This window comes from Pseudomonas sp. GW821-FHT04D07, assembly GCF_059420225.1.
Genome location: NZ_JBWKTH010000025.1, coordinates 11406 through 29090, shown reverse-complemented (window position 1 = coordinate 29090; position 17685 = coordinate 11406). Strand labels below are relative to the sequence as shown.

At 62.5% G+C, this 17685-nt stretch carries 17 protein-coding genes; 7 read left to right on the top strand and 10 right to left on the bottom strand.

The genetic code is table 11. The features are described 5' to 3' along the window. Positions 1-50: 50 nt before the first annotated feature. Positions 51-1751, top strand: coding sequence for an urease subunit alpha (ureC, locus tag AC07T0_RS24055; RefSeq protein WP_495003530.1), 1701 nt, complete (start codon positions 51-53; stop codon positions 1749-1751). Between the two features lie 108 nt (positions 1752-1859). Further along, positions 1860-2999 carry a sensor histidine kinase gene (locus tag AC07T0_RS24050; RefSeq protein WP_495003529.1) on the top strand — a complete coding sequence of 380 codons (1140 nt, stop codon included), beginning with the start codon at positions 1860-1862 and terminating at the stop codon, positions 2997-2999. A 366-nt stretch (positions 3000-3365) separates the two neighbouring features. Here the strand turns inward: AC07T0_RS24050 and AC07T0_RS24045 are convergent, their stop codons facing one another. Continuing rightward, complete coding sequence (locus AC07T0_RS24045; protein WP_495003528.1) at positions 3366-3671, bottom strand: chaperone modulator CbpM; 306 nt, start codon at positions 3669-3671, stop codon at positions 3366-3368. 2 nt (positions 3672-3673) lie between these two features. Next, on the bottom strand, positions 3674-4624 hold the full coding sequence (locus tag AC07T0_RS24040) for a DnaJ C-terminal domain-containing protein (protein WP_495003527.1): 951 nt from the start codon (positions 4622-4624) through the stop codon (positions 3674-3676). 309 nt (positions 4625-4933) lie between these two features. Between AC07T0_RS24040 and AC07T0_RS24035 the strand changes: the two genes are divergently transcribed. Beyond that, a complete protein-coding gene (locus AC07T0_RS24035; RefSeq protein WP_495003526.1) occupies positions 4934-6199 on the top strand; it encodes an Hsp70 family protein in 1266 nt (421 codons plus the stop codon). A 144-nt stretch (positions 6200-6343) separates the two neighbouring features. Here the strand turns inward: AC07T0_RS24035 and AC07T0_RS24030 are convergent, their stop codons facing one another. The 4 genes from AC07T0_RS24030 to AC07T0_RS24015 form a co-directional block, all read right to left on the bottom strand. Then, on the bottom strand, positions 6344-7039 hold the full coding sequence (locus AC07T0_RS24030; RefSeq protein WP_495003525.1) for an outer membrane beta-barrel protein: 696 nt from the start codon (positions 7037-7039) through the stop codon (positions 6344-6346). Between the two features lie 375 nt (positions 7040-7414). Next, the gene (locus AC07T0_RS24025; RefSeq protein WP_495003524.1) at positions 7415-8425 is read right to left on the bottom strand and encodes an AI-2E family transporter; all 1011 of its coding nucleotides are present in this window, start codon (positions 8423-8425) and stop codon (positions 7415-7417) included. A gap of 201 nt (positions 8426-8626) precedes the next feature. Continuing rightward, entirely contained in the window at positions 8627-8986 is a 360-nt protein-coding gene (locus AC07T0_RS24020; protein WP_495003523.1) for a PsiF family protein, read from the bottom strand. 84 nt (positions 8987-9070) lie between these two features. Further along, positions 9071-9856, bottom strand: coding sequence for an AraC family transcriptional regulator (locus AC07T0_RS24015; RefSeq protein ID WP_495003600.1), 786 nt, complete (start codon positions 9854-9856; stop codon positions 9071-9073). Positions 9857-9956: 100 nt separating this feature from the next. On the opposite strand from AC07T0_RS24015, the gene AC07T0_RS24010 reads away from it, so the two are divergent. Continuing rightward, positions 9957-10832: a DMT family transporter gene (locus AC07T0_RS24010; protein ID WP_495003522.1), complete on the top strand. Its 876-nt coding sequence runs from the start codon at positions 9957-9959 to the stop codon at positions 10830-10832. A gap of 22 nt (positions 10833-10854) precedes the next feature. Here the strand turns inward: AC07T0_RS24010 and AC07T0_RS24005 are convergent, their stop codons facing one another. From AC07T0_RS24005 to yfiR, 4 genes are all read right to left on the bottom strand, one after another. Next, positions 10855-11976 carry a peptidogalycan biosysnthesis protein gene (locus AC07T0_RS24005; RefSeq protein ID WP_495003521.1) on the bottom strand — a complete coding sequence of 374 codons (1122 nt, stop codon included), beginning with the start codon at positions 11974-11976 and terminating at the stop codon, positions 10855-10857. 162 nt (positions 11977-12138) lie between these two features. Beyond that, positions 12139-12636 carry an outer membrane lipoprotein YfiB gene (gene yfiB, locus AC07T0_RS24000; RefSeq protein ID WP_495003599.1) on the bottom strand — a complete coding sequence of 166 codons (498 nt, stop codon included), beginning with the start codon at positions 12634-12636 and terminating at the stop codon, positions 12139-12141. Positions 12637-12646: 10 nt separating this feature from the next. Beyond that, the gene (gene dgcN, locus AC07T0_RS23995) at positions 12647-13918 is read right to left on the bottom strand and encodes a diguanylate cyclase DgcN/YfiN (protein ID WP_495003520.1); all 1272 of its coding nucleotides are present in this window, start codon (positions 13916-13918) and stop codon (positions 12647-12649) included. Continuing rightward, positions 13915-14490, bottom strand: a complete 576-nt coding sequence (gene yfiR / locus AC07T0_RS23990) for a regulatory sequestration protein YfiR (protein WP_495003519.1) — start codon at positions 14488-14490, stop codon at positions 13915-13917. The genes dgcN and yfiR overlap by 4 nt, the downstream gene beginning before the upstream one ends. Before the next feature lie 333 nt (positions 14491-14823). Between yfiR and AC07T0_RS23985 the strand changes: the two genes are divergently transcribed. From AC07T0_RS23985 to AC07T0_RS23975, 3 genes are read left to right on the top strand one after another with little or no spacing between them, the layout of a single operon-like run. Further along, complete coding sequence (locus AC07T0_RS23985; RefSeq protein WP_495003518.1) at positions 14824-15675, top strand: sugar phosphate isomerase/epimerase family protein; 852 nt, start codon at positions 14824-14826, stop codon at positions 15673-15675. Positions 15676-15687: 12 nt separating this feature from the next. Continuing rightward, a complete protein-coding gene (locus AC07T0_RS23980; protein WP_495003517.1) occupies positions 15688-16746 on the top strand; it encodes an isopenicillin N synthase family dioxygenase in 1059 nt (352 codons plus the stop codon). Positions 16747-16789: 43 nt separating this feature from the next. Continuing rightward, complete coding sequence (locus tag AC07T0_RS23975) at positions 16790-17578, top strand: ABC transporter substrate-binding protein (RefSeq protein ID WP_495003516.1); 789 nt, start codon at positions 16790-16792, stop codon at positions 17576-17578. Positions 17579-17685 lie beyond the last annotated feature (107 nt).

The following is a 17685-nucleotide window of genomic DNA, read 5'->3' as shown; positions in this document are numbered from 1 at the left end:
CGAACACCTGACACCCGGATGAACGCTCGCCCTTTCTACAAGGATCCACGATGAAGATTTCCAGACAAGCCTACGCCGACATGTTCGGCCCCACCGTCGGCGACAAGGTGCGCCTGGCCGACACCGAACTGTGGATCGAAGTGGAAAAGGACTTCACCACCTACGGTGAAGAAGTAAAATTCGGCGGCGGCAAGGTCATCCGCGACGGCATGGGCCAGGGCCAGTTGCTGGCCGCCGAAGTCGTCGACACCCTGATCACCAACGCCCTGATCATCGACCACTGGGGCATCGTCAAGGCCGACGTCGGCCTCAAGGACGGTCGCATCGCCGCCATCGGCAAGGCCGGCAACCCGGACATCCAGCCCGACGTGACCATCGCCGTCGGCGCCAGCACCGAAGTCATTGCCGGCGAAGGCATGATCCTCACCGCCGGTGGCATCGACACCCATATCCACTTCATCTGCCCGCAGCAGATCGAAGAAGCGCTGATGAGCGGCGTCACCACCATGATCGGTGGCGGCACCGGACCGGCCACCGGCACCAACGCCACCACCTGCACCTCCGGGCCCTGGCACCTGGCACGCATGCTCCAGGCCGCCGACGCCTTCCCGATGAACATCGGCTTCACCGGCAAGGGCAACGCCAGCCTGCCGCAGCCACTGATCGAGCAGGTCGAGGCCGGCGCCATCGGCCTCAAGCTCCATGAAGACTGGGGTACCACGCCGGCCGCCATCGACAACTGCCTGAGCGTGGCCGACCAGTACGACGTGCAGGTGGCGATCCACACCGACACCCTCAACGAGTCCGGCTTTGTCGAAACCACCCTCGCCGCGTTCAAGGGCCGCACCATCCACACCTATCACACCGAAGGCGCGGGCGGCGGCCATGCGCCAGACATCATCAAGGCCTGCGGCTTCCCCAACGTACTGCCCAGCTCGACCAACCCGACCCGGCCATTTACCCGCAACACCATCGACGAACACCTCGACATGCTGATGGTCTGCCATCACCTCGACCCGAGCATCGCCGAGGACGTGGCGTTTGCCGAGAGCCGCATCCGCCGGGAGACCATCGCCGCCGAAGACATCCTCCACGACCTCGGCGCGTTCTCGATGATCAGCTCCGACAGCCAGGCCATGGGCCGGGTCGGGGAAGTCATCACACGGACCTGGCAGACCGCCGACAAAATGAAGAAACAACGCGGCCCGCTGCCGGGCGACGGTGACGGCAACAGCAACTTCCGGGTCAAGCGCTATATCGCCAAATACACCATCAACCCGGCGATCACCCACGGCATCAGCCATGAAGTGGGTTCGATCGAAGTGGGCAAATGGGCCGACCTGGTGCTCTGGCGCCCGGCGTTCTTCGGTGTGAAACCGACGCTGATCCTCAAAGGCGGGGCGATTGCCGCCAGCCTCATGGGCGATGCCAACGCCTCGATCCCGACGCCGCAGCCGGTGCACTACCGGCCGATGTTCGCCAGCTACGGCGGCTCATTGCACGCCACCAGCCTGACCTTTATCAGCCAGGCGGCGCAGGCCGCGGGTATTCCCCAGAGCCTGGGCTTGAAGAAAAAGATCGCCGTGGTCAAAGGTTGCCGCGACGTGCAGAAAACCGACCTGATCCACAACGACTACCTGCCGCACATCGACGTCGACCCGCAGACCTACCAGGTCAAGGCCGATGGTGTGCTGCTGTGGTGCGAGCCGGCGGACGTGCTGCCAATGGCACAACGCTACTTCCTGTTCTGAGCCTCGCGGGAGCCAGGCACGGCCAGAATGCCTTTTCTACCCGCCAATGGGACGCAAAGGCGCTAAGCTAGCCGTTAACCTGGCGAGTACCCTTTCGAGATAACGAGCATGCACCTATCCACCTTTATCGTGCAGCAGGTCGACAGCATCGTCGATGAGTGGGAACAGTTCGCCAAAACCCTGACCCCAGCGGCGGCGGCCATGGGCCGGGGCGACTTGCGCGACCACGCCAAATCGATCCTGCTGGCCGCCGCCCGGGACATGCAAACCCAGCAGAGCGCCAGCGAACAGACCGCCAAGTCCAAGGGCGACAGCCCGGACAGCAGCCCGAGCCTGGACATCGCTGCCGCCAGCCATGGTGAACTGCGCCACACCGCCGGTTTCGACCTGATGCAGATGACCTCGGAGTTCCGGCACCTGCGCGCCTGCGTGATTCGCCGCTGGGTCAACAGCCTGGCCTCGCCGGAACTGGAGCATTTCCAGGAGATGATTCGCTTCAACGAAGCCATCGACGAAGCCCTGACCGAATCCACCGCCGCCTACGCCGAACAGGTGAACCGTTCACGGGATATTTTCCTCGCCATTCTCGGCCATGACCTGCGCGCGCCCTTGCAGGCCGTGAGCATGTCCACCGAAATGCTGGTGCGCAAGACCCGCCTGGATGCCGACGGCCTGGTGTATGTCGCCAGCATCAAGCGCGGCACCCAACATATGGGCAGCATGATCAGCGACCTGCTGGAGTTCGTTCGCAGCCGCCTGGGCAGCAGCCTGCCCATCGACCCGGCGCCGATGGACCTGAGCAGTGCGGCGAAGGCCGTGATCAATGAAGCCTGGGCCGGACAGCCGGATTGCCTGCCGCTGCTGAAAGTGGAAGGCGATGTACACGGGGTGTGGGATCGGGGACGCATCGAGCAACTGCTGCAGAACCTGATCGGCAATGCCTTGCAACATGGTGCCAGCCATCGGCCGCTGACCCTGAGCCTGGAAGGGGGGGCGGAGGCCGTCAGCCTGACCATGCACAACTTCGGCACCCCGATTCCGCCGGAAGCCCTGGCAACGATCTTCGACCCGTTGGTGCGTAGCGCCAGCGAAGAGATCGGCCAGCCGGGTACCGCCACCAGCCTGGGCTTGGGGCTGTATATCGCCAAGGAAGTGGTGACCGCCCATCAGGGCACGATAGAGGTCAGCTCCAGCGCCGCAGACGGGACACGCTTTACCGTGGTCCTGCCCAGGATCTCGCGGGCCTAGCGACGCGATCCATCAGGTACAATCGTTCATCGCCGGCAAGCCGGCTCCCACAAGGGATTTGTACCCACCACAAATTCCTCGTCCGACACCGCCCCCCTGTGGGAGGAATTTGTGCCCTCCACAAATTCCTTGTCCGACACCGCCCCCTGTGGGAGGGATTTGTGCCCTCCACAAATCCCTTGTCCGACACCGCCCCCTGTGGGAGGAATTTGTGCCCTCCACAAATTCCTTGTCCGACACCGCCCCCTGTGGGAGGAATTTGTGCCCTCCACAAACTCCTTGTCCGACACCGCCCCCTGTGGGAGCTGGCTTGCCAGCGATCCGCCGTAGGCGGCCATTCACCCGGCTACTGGATACAGACCCCATTCACTCGTGCACAAAGCGCCCCAGGCGCTGGCGCAACATCTGGTTCTCCGCCCGCAGCAACTGCACTTCCGCCAGCAGGTCCAGCGCCAGCGCGACACCCTCCCACTCCAGCTCCAGGTCCCGATGCAGCTTCACCGCGCGGCGCGCAATCGCCGGCGCTTCATCGCCAAAACGCCAAGCCTCGGGCGAACGCCCCTGAGGTTCAAGAATGCCGTGTTCGACGATTTCGATCACGTAGGCAACCGGCAATTGGGTCACCTCACAAAAAGCCTGCATATCCAGTTGAACGGTCAAGGGGCTGCTCATGATTAGCTACTCCATTGCTCTCTCGGGTCGAAGGCGGCCTTTTTCGCCAGTTCCTGCCACAACGCCTTGACGGCATCGTCGTTCTGCCGGGGCATGACCGCCTTGAGTTGCACGAACAGATAACCGCGCTGCCCGGCCTTGTTCAACAACCCATGGCCCTTGGCCCGCATGCGCTGGCCGTTCTGGCTACCCGCCGGGACCTTGAGGTTGATCTTGCCGGTCAGGGTCGGCACCGCGACCTCGGCGCCCAACGCCAGCTCCCAGGGGGCCAGCGGCAGGGTAATGATCAGGTTCTCTCCTTCGACATCAAATTTGGGGTGAGGTGCGAAACGAATCGTCAGATACAGGTCGCCATTCGCCCCGCCGCCGACACCCGGCGCACCCTGACCCTTGAGGCGGATACGCTCGCCGTCGGTGACACCGGCCGGAATCTTCACGTTCAGGCTCTTGCTGGTGTTGCTGACATGCTGCCCGGCGGCATTGTGCTGCGGGATCTGGAAACTGACCTTCTTCGATTCGTTGGAGAGGCTTTCTTCCAGGAAAATCGGTAATTCCAGTTCCACGTCCTGCCCTCGCCGGCCGGCGCTGCGGCCCGGTTGTCCACCACCAAAACCATTGCCGCGCGAGCCGAAGATCGAACTGAAGAAGTCCGAGAAGTCGCCGGTGTCCGCGCCGCCGCCACCAAAACCGCCACGGCCCTGCCAACCCGGCGGGCCCTGGAACGGCTGGCCGTGCTGGCCGTATTTACGCAGGTCGTCGTACTCGGCGCGCTTGTCGGCGCTTTTCAGCGCTTCATAGGCTTCGGAGGCATCCTTGAATTTCGCCTCGGCGTCCTTTTCCTTGCTGACATCCGGGTGGTACTTGCGCGCCAGCTTGCGGTACGCGGCCTTGATGGTCTTGTCGTCCGCCGTCGGCTCCACACCCAGGATCTTGTAATAGTCTTTGAAGTCCATCTAAGGATCACCATCCGTTATCGATATCGCGCCGCTCGGCAAGACACAGCATGCGCGCATCGGCGCGACAAAGATTGACCGATCTCAAGGCTGTGACTCAGGGGCGCTGCAGAAGTTTATCGGCGGTCACTGCCATTTCTTGTCATCGACAGATACAAACCGAACCAATGACTGCAAGTTTGGGGACGATTGCCCGCCTTTCAAGTCCAATACGTTACAAGAACCGCTATTTAACGGATCACCGGCCTTCGAATCCGGGCGCGACTGGCATACACTGCGCGGCCGTTTTGCAACCGGAACCCGAACACCATGAACAACGCCTCTGGGGCTCGTGCCTGCGGCATCGACTTCGGCACCTCCAACTCCACCGTCGGCTGGATACGTCCCGGCATGGAAACGCTGATCGCGCTGGAGGACGACAAGATCACCCTGCCGTCGGTGGTCTTCTTCAATTTCGAGGAGCGCCGCCCGGTCTATGGCCGGCTGGCCCTGCACGAGTACCTGGAAGGCTACGAAGGCCGGCTGATGCGCTCGCTCAAGAGCCTGCTCGGCTCCAAGCTGATCAAGCACGACACCAGCGTGCTCGGCACCGCAATGCCGTTCAAAGACCTGCTGGGGCTGTTTATCGGCCAGTTGAAGCTGCGCGCCGAAACCGCCGCCGGGCGCGAGTTCGAGCAGGTGGTGCTGGGTCGTCCGGTGTTCTTCGTCGACGAAGACCCCGCCGCCGACCAGGAAGCCGAAGACACCCTGGCCGAAGTGGCGAAGAAACTCGGTTTCAAGGAAGTGTCCTTCCAGTACGAGCCGATCGCCGCGGCCTTCGACTACGAGTCGACCCTGGACCGTGAAGAACTGGTGCTGATCGTCGACATCGGCGGCGGTACCTCGGACTTCTCCCTGGTGCGCCTGTCGCCGGAGCGTCGGGACCTGGACAACCGTCACGACGATATCCTCGCCACCGGCGGCGTGCACATCGGCGGGACCGACTTCGACAAGCAACTGAGCTTGCAAGGCGTGATGCCACTGTTCGGCTACGGCAGCCGGATGAAGAGTGGCGCCTATATGCCCACCAGCCATCACATGAGCCTGGCGACCTGGCACACCATCAACTCGGTGTACTCGCAGAAAACCCACCTGGCCCTGGGCAGCATGCGCTACGACATCGAGGACACCGGCGGTATCGATCGCCTGTTCAAGCTGATCGAACAGCGCGCCGGCCACTGGCTGGCGATGGAAATCGAGGAAACCAAGATCGAGTTGACCCATGCCGCACAGCGCCATGTGCCGCTGGATCGTATCGAGCCGGGTTTGAGCGTGGAGTTGAGCCGGGCCCTGTTCGAGTCGGCTATCGACAACCTGCTGGAGCGGATCCGCAACAGTGTCAGCCAACTGCTCGGCGATGCCGGGGTGGGTGTCGCACAGGTCGATACGGTGTTCTTCACCGGCGGTTCCAGCGCTATTCCGGCGCTGCGCCAGAGCGTCTCGGCGATGTTGCCCAATGCCCGGCATGTGGAAGGCAATATCTTCGGCAGCATCGGCAGCGGCCTGGCTATCGAGGCGAAGAAGCGCTACGGCTGACACCCCCTGGGACCTGAATTAAAACGCGGCCCCGGTAGGAGCCAGCTTGCTGGCGATAGCGGCCGATCAGGCGATGCAAGGCTCACTGGCCTCATCGCCAGCAAGCTGGCTCCTACCGGGTTTTGTGCTATTTTCAGTATTTTCTCAGAACGCGATACCAACCTTGGCACCAAACTCGTCACGCTGGAGTTTGACCTTCTTGGCCACGTCGTTATTGATATTCAACTGATACCCGGTCTGGCTGTAATAAACCCCCGCCGTGATCGGCAACGAACCTTGGGTGTTGAACAGAAAGTTCGCTTCCGCGTAGGGATTGGTCCGGTCCTTCAGGTCCGCGGTCACGACATCCATACCATTGATCTTGAGTTTCAGATCGCTTTCGGTGCTCCGACGCACGCCCGCCTCCAGGCGCACGGTGGTGGAATCAAAGTGGTGGGTATAACCCATCGCCGCCTTGAGGAACGGCGAGCGGCCGACCAGGGCAATCTCGTGACGGTCGATTTTTGACGAGTAGCGGGTACGACCGTATCCACCTCCGCCGATCACATCGAGGGCGTCACGATCCCCCAGGGCCATACGCCAGCCTATATCCACATCCCCCTGGAAATCCTTGAGCTGGTCGTCCTTGTCCTTGCCGGACTTCAGGTCAATACCGGCCTGATAGATCAAGCCGACCCCGGCGCTCATCTTGTTGCCGAAGTTATAGAACAGACCGCCCTCGGCCAGCGAGTCCTTCTCGGACAAACCCGCCCCTTTGAGGTTGAAGCGGTTATAGGTGCCGAGGATACCGAATTGCGAGATCGGCTCACTGGATGGCGCAGCCGTTGCCAACAGGGGCATTGCAATCAAGGCAACGGCGGCAGACGTGCTAATCAGTTGAGTAAGCATGGGAAACAACAGCTCCATCTGAGGATTAAAGGCTGAGCACAAGTCCAGAGACACTTTTCCTGCACGCACACGTCTTCGTAGGCATGAATGAAAAATGCGCGGCGGACAGCTCAATTCAGAATGGAATGCTACGGAAAAAGGGCGGTGGGGGAACTCGGCGAAATTAAACAGAGTGCGTCGGATACAGCCCTTACTTTCCGACCTTATTGCGTGGGCCGCAGTAGGACATATTTCGTCTTAAACCGCTTTGAACAGCCCGGACAGGCGATGCGCGCGCCGTCGGTCGCATCGCCGGCAAGCCGGCCCTTGGGAAGTGATGCCAGTCGCTCAGACCAACTCCGCCAGCTTCAGCTCGCTCTTGATGTACGCATAATAGATCGGCCCCGCCACCACGCCCGGTAGGCCGAACGCCGCCTCGAACACCAGCATGGCCATGAGCAGTTCCCAGGACTTGGCACTGATCTGCCCGCCGACGATCCGCGCGTTGAGGAAGTATTCCAGCTTGTGGATAAACATCAGGTAGCCCAACGCCGCCGCCGCGACCCAGATCGACAGCGACAGGCCGACGATGGTGATCAGGGTGTTGGACATCAGGTTGCCGATCACCGGCAACAGCCCCAGCAGGAAGGTCAGCACGATCAGGGTCTTGGTCAGCGGCAGCTTGATCCCGAACAGCGGCAGGATCACCGCCAGGAAGATCGAGGTGAACGCGGTGTTCAGCGCCGAGATCTTGATCTGCGCGAAGACGATATTGCGAAACGCCTGCACCAGCAGCCGCAGGCGGTCGAACAGCGCCGCCGCCAGGGGTTTGCGCAGGGTGATATCCGACACATGCTGCAAGGCGACGATGGCCCCCAGCACCATGCCGATCAGCAAGGTCACGAACATATGCGCCGCGTCCTTGCCCACCAGTTGCAGATCGCTCAGGTGCTTGCTCAGCCACTCGCCGATCGCGACCTGGAACTCGGCCGCACTGGCCGGTAGATAGGCGTCGATAAACGGCGGCAACTGTCCACGCGCCTTGTCCACCACCACCATGAACTTGCCGAGGGAGGCTCCGGGATTTTCCGCTTCGTGCAGCAGGAAACTGATGGCCCCGGCAAAGATCAGGCTCAACACACTGACGATCAGGGTGCCCAGCAATGCCACCGCCAGCCAGCGCGCACGCCGCCCGGCAATCAGGTGCTCAAGCTTGGGCGTGAGCATGTTGACCAGCTCGAAGACCAACAAACCGGCCAACAGACTGGGCAGCAGCCGCAACGGCAATGCCAGCAACAACCCACCGAAAACAAGGATCAAACTGGCCAGGACTACGTAACGCTGGGAAAACGCTGACATACAGCCTCAAAAAGAACGGCGCGAAAAGACAGGCAGTCTGCCAGCGTTCGCCTGGGAGGACCAGCGGCAGACGCCAGAAGGACGGCGGCCTGACATTTTAATGGACGGTTATGACAGCCAGGTATCGCCGCTTCATGAAATTTCGCGGGGGCTGGGCTTGCCCGGATCACGAGCAAGCCTTGCTCAGGCACAGGTTCGAAACTACTTTTTCTTCAGGCAATTACTGATGTAGGTCTTGTACGCATCGCCCTTGAGCCCTTGGGGCCGGTTGGCGTTGCAGTCCTTCATCTTTTGTTGCTGCGGGGTCAGCGCCTTGGCCGGCGCAGCCGCGGTCGCCGGCTTGGTCGCCGGCATGACCGCCGGAGTGGCGGAGGGTGTAGCGGCCGCGGGCGCGGCTTTCAGACAATTACTCATAAAGGCCTTACGCGCATCACCCGCAAGGTTCTGGGTCTTGGCGTCCGCGTTGCAAGTGGCCATCTTGCTTTGCTGAGCCGTTGCCGCAAAGCCCTGCGAGCAAAGTAACAAGCCGATCAACAACAATGGGATACGAAGCATCTTCATGGAGTTTTCTCCTTGTTACCGTACCGAAGGGCACGGCATGCCTTCAGTGTAGACAAACGCTGTTACACATCCAGCAGCGCCAGGCTAGGCCGTGCGCACCTGACGCCGGTACTGCTCCGGCGAACACCCGGCCTGGCGCTGGAACATCGCAATAAACGCAGAGGCCGTGCTGTAACCCAGGTCGAAGGCCATTTCCTGCACGCTGCGACTGCTTTCCAGGGCCTGCAGCGCGCCGATAAAGCGCAGGCGTTGGCGCCATTCACCGAAACTGACCCCCAGCTCGCGAACAAACAGCCGGGCCAGGGTTCTCTCGCTGACGTGCAACTGCGCGGCCCACTGCGCCAGCGGGCGATTGTCCGCCGGATCCTGTTGCAATCCTTCCAACACCCTGAGCAAGGCCGGGTCGTCGGAGTACGGCAGGTAACCATGCTGCACCTTGGCCTGGTGCAATTGGTCCACCAACACTTGCGCCAGGCGCACATCCGCGGGCGTGTCGGGAATTTTCACGTCGCGCCGAGCGAAGTCATTGAGGATCGACTTGAGAATATCGCTGATGGCCAGGGTGCTCGCCTCGGCGGGCAGATCGCGACAATGCTCCTCGGCCAGGTACACCGAGCGGTAGACAATCGCCTGGGCGTTGTGGGAGCTGTGCACGGTGTTCGGCGGTATCCACAGCGCATAGCGCGACGGCGACATAAAGCGCCGGCCGGCCACTTCGTAGTGGATGACCCCGTGGGACACATAGTCGAGGGAACCCCAGGGATGACAATGGGCCGCAGCATGGCGATCGGGACCGAACTCGGCATAACGGAAGTACACCGGGGCCGGCAAAGAAGGAAAATCGGGGATATCGATGTAGCGCTTGCCCATGCTGTCCGGATTCCAACGCAGATTGACCGGATCGAAGTATAGGCTCTCATCCAGACACGAGGATAATCCCTCCTCATTGACGATTCTGGTTGCAACCCCCATGCAATACGCTTTCCCCCTGCTGGCGATCCTTATCTGGGCCGGCAATACCGTGGTCAACAAGATGGCCGTCGGCGCGATCTTCCCGGCGGAGATCGGCTTCTACCGCTGGTTGCTGGCGGGCCTGTTGTTCACTCCGTTCATGCTCAGGCCGGTAATGGCCCACTGGCGCCAGATCCGCCCGAACCTGGGCAAGGTCTTCGTGCTCGGGGTGCTCGGCATGGCGGTCTACCAAAGCCTGGCGTACTTCGCCGCGACCCTGACCTCGGCCACCAACATGGGCATCATCCTGTCGTTGATGCCCTTGATGTCGTTGACCCTGGCCATCCTCAGCCTTGGCCAGCGCCTGACCGCCGGGGCGCTGGCCGGGGCGCTGCTGTCGTTTGCCGGGGTGCTGGTGGTGGTGTCGACCGGCAGCCTGACGGCGCTGCTGAGCCATGGCGTGAATCTGGGCGACGCGATGATGCTGATCGCCACCCTGGCCTATGCGATCTACAGCACCCTGCTGAAAAAATGGCAGCTGCGCCTACCGCCCCTGGTGCTGCTGTACCTGCAGGTGCTGGTGGCGGTGCTGGTGCTGTTCCCGTTGTTCTGGCTGTCGCCGAAGACCGGGCCGAACCTGCACAACGTCGGGCTGGTGCTGTATGCCTGCCTGCTGGCCTCGATGCTCGCGCCGCTGGCGTGGATGCGCTCGGTGGCGACCCTCGGGCCGAGCCGGACCACCCTGTTCTTCAACCTGCTGCCGCTGATCACCGCGCTGATCGCCGCCGTGGTCCTGCACGAAGCGTTGGCGCTGTATCACCTGCTGGGCGGGGCGCTGACCCTCGGCGGGGTGATCCTCTCGGAACGCTGGACCACACCGTTGCGAGCGGCCTGAACGGGTGTGACACTCGTCGCGCCTACTGTTCCTCGGCGCTGGTCTGCAGATCCGGGTCCAGGCTTTGCAGGGTAATGCCCCTGGCCACCGCGCCGAAGACGCGATGCAGCAACGGGTTGCGATGACGGCAATAGCAGTCCAGCGCGACCAGTTGATGACCGAGTTCGCGCTTGACCCGATAACCGGTTTGGCCGCTGTCCAGGCGCGTGGCCCCAACACTGTAGGACCACGTCACCGCCTGTTCCCATAGCTGGAAATACAGGTGCGCCTGTTTGCCCACCTGGTAGTCGATGCCGATGAACTTGTTGATCGCCTTGTCACCGAGCAGAAAGCACAGCATGAACGCCACCATCTTGCCGGTCGTTCCATCGCTCAGCAGAATGAAATGCGACTCGGGCTTGAGGGCGATCTGTTGGAAAAACTCATAGGTGAGTTTTTCGAACTTGGTCTTGCCCTTCTCGTAGGTTTGCAGAAAGAGGCTGAACAAGGTTTGCAAGGTTTCCTCATCCGGCTGCCGCACGATCCGTACGCTCAAGGCACCTGGCACCAGGCCGTGCTTGAGTTTCTTTTTCAGCAGATAGCGATGGCGGCTCTTGAGCGTCTTGAGATAGCCCTCGAAACCACCGGGGGCCAGTTCGACCGCGGTGCCCGGAAAACTCACCATGGGAAACAGCCCGCGCGCTTCGCACAGCCCTGCAAACGCCGGTTTCTGCGCTTCGCCAAAGTCCTTCCAGACGGTCATCGAGGCATTTTTGGCTTTCGCCCGCTGGCTCAGCGCGTCTTGCAGCGGCACCACGACATCCGCCAGCGAATGACCGGGCAGCAGACCGATAGTGCCCTCGTCGGAACAAGGTGAGCCAACGAACAGGGTGCGCTGATAACGCAGCGCCGGGATCACCCTCAGCGCCTTGGCAATCAAGGGCGGGACGACCAACTCCATGGGCACGTTCATGATGAACGTGGGAGCCAGCCCGATGGGCTGACCGTCTTTCTCCAGAATGGCATAGGCAAATTCGAACTGATCTTCAAGCCCGGCGTCTTCCAGGGCCTCGTACCACCAACGACCTTCAACACCGCCAAAACAGTTTTCCCACAGTGTGGCGGGAACAGACGCCGCGTGACTGGCCCATTGAACTTGCAGCATTGAAGCATCCTCTCAGTCGACTCCCTCCTGAGAGGGCCCATCCTTATACCCGCATGCAGGTGCACCGAGAAAAGACGGAAGCCAGTTATCTCAACCACTATCACAGGGTTCGCCACGTCGCTAAAGGCTGCGCTCGGACAGCGCTCACGCGACGCGCATCACTCAGTCGGCAATCACCACAATCGATACCCGACGGTTCTCGGTACGCCCTTCTGCCGTGCTGTTGCTGGCCACCGGTACGCGGCTGCCGAAACCACGCAGCTGGATGTTCTGCTGTTTCATACCCGTCTGCTCCAGCACCGTCGCCACGCTGTTGGCCCGACGCACGGAAAGTTGCTCGTTGTAGGTGTCCTTGCCCGAGGCATCGGTATGCCCGTCCACCCGCACCCGCTCGATCCCCACGCCCAACAGCGCCTTGGCGATCCGCTCGACGATATCGTGGCTTTCCTTGTTCAACACTTCCAGGTCGCTACCGAACAGCACCTTGCCCGACAGACCGAAGGCCCAGCCCTCGTCCGTCAGCTTGAAGCCCTGTTGCTTGAGCACGGTGATCTGCGCGCTGCTCAGGCCTTTGGGCGGCGCGGTCTGGCAACCAGCCAGCGCCAGCAGCGCGCTGAACAGGGCCAGGCAGAAAAAGCGTAGGGTCAGGCGGGTCAAGATGTGCAAGGGGTCAACTCCTGGTTTGAACAATGGCGGCGGAGTGCTCCGACTCCGCCGTGTGTTGCCCGCCTCGGGCCAGGCGTTTGGCATGGTACATCGCCGCGTCGGCGGCGCTGAGCAGGCTGCCCGGGGTAGCGCCATGCTCGGGATAAACCGCGATGCCGATACTCAACGAGGTCAGTACCTGGGCCTCGCCAGGAACCGCGATGGGAGTATCCATGCTGGCAATGATCTTGTCGGCAATGCGCTCGGCGTCTTCGATCCTGTGCAGCGGCGTGAGCAGTACGGCGAACTCGTCACCGCCCAGGCGCGCCACCAGGTCCTCTTCGCGCAGTTGCGCACGCACCCGCGTCGCCACGGCGACCAGCACCGCATCGCCCGCAGCATGACCGAAGTTGTCGTTGATCTGCTTGAAGCGATCGCTGTCGAGAAACAGTACGCCGACCCGCTCGCCCTGCTTGGCGGCATTGCGCAGGGCACGCATCAGCCGGCCTTCGAAAAAGGCCCGGTTCGGCAGACCGGTCAGGCTGTCGTGGCTGGCCTGGTGGGCCAGGGATTCGTTTTCTCTGCGCAGGTGGGTCTGCCAGGACTCCAGCTCGTCGAGCAGGGCGTTGAAGTCGCTGCCCAGGTTGTCCAGCTCGGCAATTTGCGCTGGCGGCACGCGCCGGTCGAAGGCCCGCTCGATCCGGGCGGCATGAGCCACGTCGGCGAGGCTGCGCAACGGGCCGATAATGCCCCGCAGCAGACGCCGGGCCAGGTGCAACCCGAGCCAGGCCGCCAGGGCACTGCACACCACGATGCCGAGCAGTCCACTGATCAGGAAACGCAGCAGGCTGCCACCATGCCCGGTCAGGCGGATACTGCCGACCTCGCGGTCCTGATGCACAATCGCCAGGCGGATCGGTTGTTCGAGCAGGACTCGCGCCAGTTGCATCTCCACCTCGGAGAGTAAACCGGTTTCCGGCCGCTGCCAGCGCGCCAACAGTTGGCCATGGGCGTCGAAGACCTCGGCATCGGCCACCTCTTCGGTCTCGGCGATCAGGGCCAGGGCCTCGGTGGCCGCGCTGCTGTCATTGAAGACCACCGCCGCTTCCACGGTGTAGCTGATGGAGCGGGCGATCAGTTGCAGGTTATGGTCGGCATAGACCCGCAGGGCCAGCACGCCGAGAAAGGTCAGCGAGACACTCACCAGGCCCACCGCGGCCATGGCCGCCAGCAGGTGTCCGCGCCCCAATACCGCACGCAGGCTGGGGCGCGTGCCAGAGCGGATCCAGCCGATCATGGCTGGGCGCTCCGGCGCCGCGAGAGTTGCAAGACGCTGGGATGGATGCGCACGCCACTGCGCGCGACCGAGTCGAGGTTGACCTCGAACGACACCTGGCTATCCGCGACCCGCAGGCAGAAGAGGCTGCCGACGGTGCATTGGTCGCCGCCCTCACTGATGCTCAGCACCGCGTGGCCGTTCAGGGTATTGAAGAGTTGGCTGCGTTCTTCGCTGCTCAGCTGGCCGATATAGACGGCATCACAGGCACTGCCGAGGCTCGGACTGCTCGCCAGCAGCCGTTGGACCAGCACCGGTCGCCCGGAGGCCTGGGTGGTGCCTTTGACCAGGTCGTCGGTGTATTCGGTCGGGCCGACAATGCACAGGCGCAGTTGCGTCGGCTCCACTGGCCAACGCGCATAGCTGAGAATCCCCAGCACCACCTGGGTGACCGCCCGGGCACGCTGGTCGGCAGCGTCGCTGGGCGCGGCGTCCCGGGCAAAGCCGATGTGCGTCAACAAACAGAGAAGGGCAGACAGGCACAACTGTCTCCAACCCCAAAATCGCTCTGTCGTCGAGACAGCCACGCCCATGAAGGAATTCTCTTAAAACAACGTAGGAATAATGCCGCAACGATAGCACAACCCTTGGATCGCCAGGATGGATCTGCAGTACTAGATAGCCAGCTATTGGTTCATAAATCTCTGAAGTATGGATTTGAGCTTTCCTATTCTTCTGCGCGCCATGGGCTGCCTAAGATCGACACCACGCTCCTGCAGGGGGGAAGACTCTCCCCTGACCTGATGTCAGACCGGCTCCACAGAGAACTGGCTAGACGAACGCCCTCTGTTACTGCCGTAACCGCTCGTCCCGGCCCGACACCGTGACGCGCATCGAACCGTTCAAGGCTTCGTTGAGGCGCACCGATGAAACTGGAGATTTTCCGTACCCTTTGGGGCTATACCGCAAGCAAGGCCCAGGCACTCGACGAGTTGCTGGCCGCCGGCTTTGATGGCATGGAGGCGCGCCTGCCCCTGCAAGCGGCTGCGCGCAGCGAGTTCGGCGCCTTTCTACGGGCCAACCAGTTGGGCTATATCTGCACGCTCTTCAGCGCCTACGACGTGCTCCCCGAACAAGCCGCCGCCCCCGCCGAACACCTGCAGGACCTGGATCGTAAACTGGCCTGGGCCGCCGAGCTGCAACCACGCTTCGTCAATGTGCTGGCCGGCAACGACCGCTGGCCTCTGGCACAGCAGGTGGAGTTCTTCGGCCAGGCCATGGCCCTGGCGCAACGTCACGGTCAGTTCTGCAGCTTCGAAACCCACCGCTCGCGCTCGCTGTTCAACCCCTGGTTGACCCTGGAACTGATCCGGCAACTGCCCGATCTGCGGTTCACCAGTGACATCAGCCATTGGATCGTCACTTGCGAACGCCTGCTGGACGATCCCGCCGACGACCTCAGCGCCTTCGTCGAGCGCGTTCACCATATCCAGGCCCGGGTCGGCTACGACCAGGGCCCGCAGGTGCCGCACCCCGCGGCCCCGGAATACGCCCGTGAGCTGGCCTTCCACCAGGCCCACTGGGAAAGCATCTGGCGGGCCCAGCAGGCCCGCGGCTACACGGTCACCACCTTGACCCCGGAATTCGGCGCGGACGGCTACCTGCATCACCTGCCCTTCACCAATGTGCCGGTCGCCGACCTGTGGTCGCTGAATGTCTGGATGGCCCGGACCGAGCGTGAGCATTTCCAGCGTTTCAGCCAATCAACCCATCCGTGAGGTGCTTGCGTCATGCCTGAGAACAACCCCAACCGCCCGGTCCAAGCCAACTTCCAGAGTATTCCGCGGGTGAATATCGCCGGGCTGTTCAGCGTCGAGCTCGAACACCGCCTGGCGGTGGCCGAACAATTGGGCGCCGCCGCCAGCGAAGTGGGCTTCCTCTACATCACCGAGCACGGCATCGACCCGCGGTTGATCGACAACCTGCGCCAGGCGGCCAAGGATTATTTCGCCCAGCCGTTCGAAACCAAGATGCAGCATTACATCGGCACGTCGGCCTCCCACAAGGGCTTTGTCCCGGAAGGCGAAGAGGTGTACGCCAAGGGCAAGCCGGACCACAAGGAAGCGTTCGACATCGGCTTCGAAGTGCCGGCGGACGATCCACTGGTACTGGCCGGCACGCCGCTGCTGGGACCGAATGACTGGCCAACGCTGCCGGGCTTCAAGGACGCGGTGCAAGCCTATTACGCGGCGGTCTTCGCCCTCGGGCGCAAGCTGTTCGGCGGTTTTGCCCTGGCCCTGGGCCTGGCCGAGAACACCTTCGATGCCCTGGTCACCCGACCGCCGTCGAAGCTGCGGCTGATCCACTACCCCTTCGACAATGCCGCCCAGGATGCCCCCGGCATCGGCGCCCACACCGACTACGAGTGCTTCACCATCCTGCTGGCGGACAAGCCGGGCCTGGAAGTGATGAACGACCAGGGCCAGTGGATCGACGCGCCGCCCGTGCCCGGAGCCTTCGTGGTGAATATCGGCGACATGCTCGAAGTCATGAGCGCCGGGGCCTTTGTCGCCACGGCCCACCGAGTGCGCACGGTGAGCGAGGAGCGTTATTCCTTCCCGCTGTTCTATGCCTGCGACTTCCACACCCTGATCCAGCCGCTGCCGGGTTTCACCCAGGCCAGCCAGGACTATGAACCGATCGCCATTGGCGAACACATGTACGGCCAGGCCTTGCAGACCTACCAGTACCTGCGCAAGCGCGTGGCGAACGGCGAAATCGCCCTGCCGGAAAAAGCGCGCAAGCCGTCGAGTTTCGGCCATTTGAAAAACCAGTCGCAGCCGTCCTGAACCCAGCCCTCACACCCCAGCCTTCCCATCGGAGTCACCGAACATGCACAAAAACACAACGCGCCTGACCCTGATCGCCGCCAGCCTGCTCTGCGCCAGCGCCGCCTTCGCCTCGACGGCCACCCCCGGCCAATTGAAAGTCGGGATGGAAATCACCTACCCGCCATTCGAGTCCTATGACACCGACAAGAACGTGGTCGGCTCCGATCCGGAGTTGTCCCAAGCCCTGGCCAAGCACCTGGAGGCCAAGGCCCAGTTCGTTGACACCAAGTTCCCGAGCCTGATCCTCGGCCTCAATGCCGGGCACTACGACGCGATCATTTCCGGCATGTACATCACGCCGGAACGCCAGACCCAGGCCATGACCATCCCCTACGCCAAGACCGGCGCGGCGATCATGGTACCCAGCAACAGCACGCTGAAACCGGGCACGCCGGAGGACCTCTGCGGCTTGAAGATCGGCCTGGAACAGGGCACCACCTGGGTCGCGCAGTTCCAGAAGCTGTCGACTGATTACTGCGTGCCCAAGGGCAAGGGCGCGATCACCGTGAACGAGTACCCCTCGGCCCCGGAAGTCACCCAGGCGCTGCTGTCCAACAACGTCCAGGCGCAGGTGGAAATTGCCGGTGCGGCGAAGTTGATCGCCGAGAAGACCAAGGGCCGGGTAGTGGTGAGCAGCGAACACCTGATCTATGCGCAGACCCTCGGGATCTTTGTGAAGAAGGGCAATGACGCGACGTACCAGGCGTTGCTCAAGGCCTTCGAGGAAACCAAGAAGAGCGGCGAGTACGCGGCCATCCTGAGCAAGTACAGCCTGGAAGCGGCGGAGTAAGGTCCACCACAGGGCTTGAGTCCTGTGTGGTTAATGTGGGAGCGGGGGGGGGGGGGGGGGGGGGGGGGGGGGGGGGGGGGGGGGGGGGGGGGGGGGGGGGGGGGACG

Coding starts and splice junctions, on each gene's coding strand:
- ureC (WP_495003530.1), top strand. CDS start 51: ATGAAGATTTCCAGACAAGCCTACGCCGACATGTTCGGCCCCACCGTC.
- AC07T0_RS24050 (WP_495003529.1), top strand. CDS start 1,860: ATGCACCTATCCACCTTTATCGTGCAGCAGGTCGACAGCATCGTCGAT.
- AC07T0_RS24045 (WP_495003528.1), bottom strand. CDS start 3,671: ATGAGCAGCCCCTTGACCGTTCAACTGGATATGCAGGCTTTTTGTGAG.
- AC07T0_RS24040 (WP_495003527.1), bottom strand. CDS start 4,624: ATGGACTTCAAAGACTATTACAAGATCCTGGGTGTGGAGCCGACGGCG.
- AC07T0_RS24035 (WP_495003526.1), top strand. CDS start 4,934: ATGAACAACGCCTCTGGGGCTCGTGCCTGCGGCATCGACTTCGGCACC.
- AC07T0_RS24030 (WP_495003525.1), bottom strand. CDS start 7,039: ATGCCCCTGTTGGCAACGGCTGCGCCATCCAGTGAGCCGATCTCGCAA.
- AC07T0_RS24025 (WP_495003524.1), bottom strand. CDS start 8,425: ATGTCAGCGTTTTCCCAGCGTTACGTAGTCCTGGCCAGTTTGATCCTT.
- AC07T0_RS24020 (WP_495003523.1), bottom strand. CDS start 8,986: ATGAAGATGCTTCGTATCCCATTGTTGTTGATCGGCTTGTTACTTTGC.
- AC07T0_RS24015 (WP_495003600.1), bottom strand. CDS start 9,856: ATGGGCAAGCGCTACATCGATATCCCCGATTTTCCTTCTTTGCCGGCC.
- AC07T0_RS24010 (WP_495003522.1), top strand. CDS start 9,957: ATGCAATACGCTTTCCCCCTGCTGGCGATCCTTATCTGGGCCGGCAAT.
- AC07T0_RS24005 (WP_495003521.1), bottom strand. CDS start 11,976: ATGCTGCAAGTTCAATGGGCCAGTCACGCGGCGTCTGTTCCCGCCACA.
- dgcN (WP_495003520.1), bottom strand. CDS start 13,918: ATGATCGGCTGGATCCGCTCTGGCACGCGCCCCAGCCTGCGTGCGGTA.
- yfiR (WP_495003519.1), bottom strand. CDS start 14,490: ATGGGCGTGGCTGTCTCGACGACAGAGCGATTTTGGGGTTGGAGACAG.
- AC07T0_RS23985 (WP_495003518.1), top strand. CDS start 14,824: ATGAAACTGGAGATTTTCCGTACCCTTTGGGGCTATACCGCAAGCAAG.
- AC07T0_RS23980 (WP_495003517.1), top strand. CDS start 15,688: ATGCCTGAGAACAACCCCAACCGCCCGGTCCAAGCCAACTTCCAGAGT.
- AC07T0_RS23975 (WP_495003516.1), top strand. CDS start 16,790: ATGCACAAAAACACAACGCGCCTGACCCTGATCGCCGCCAGCCTGCTC.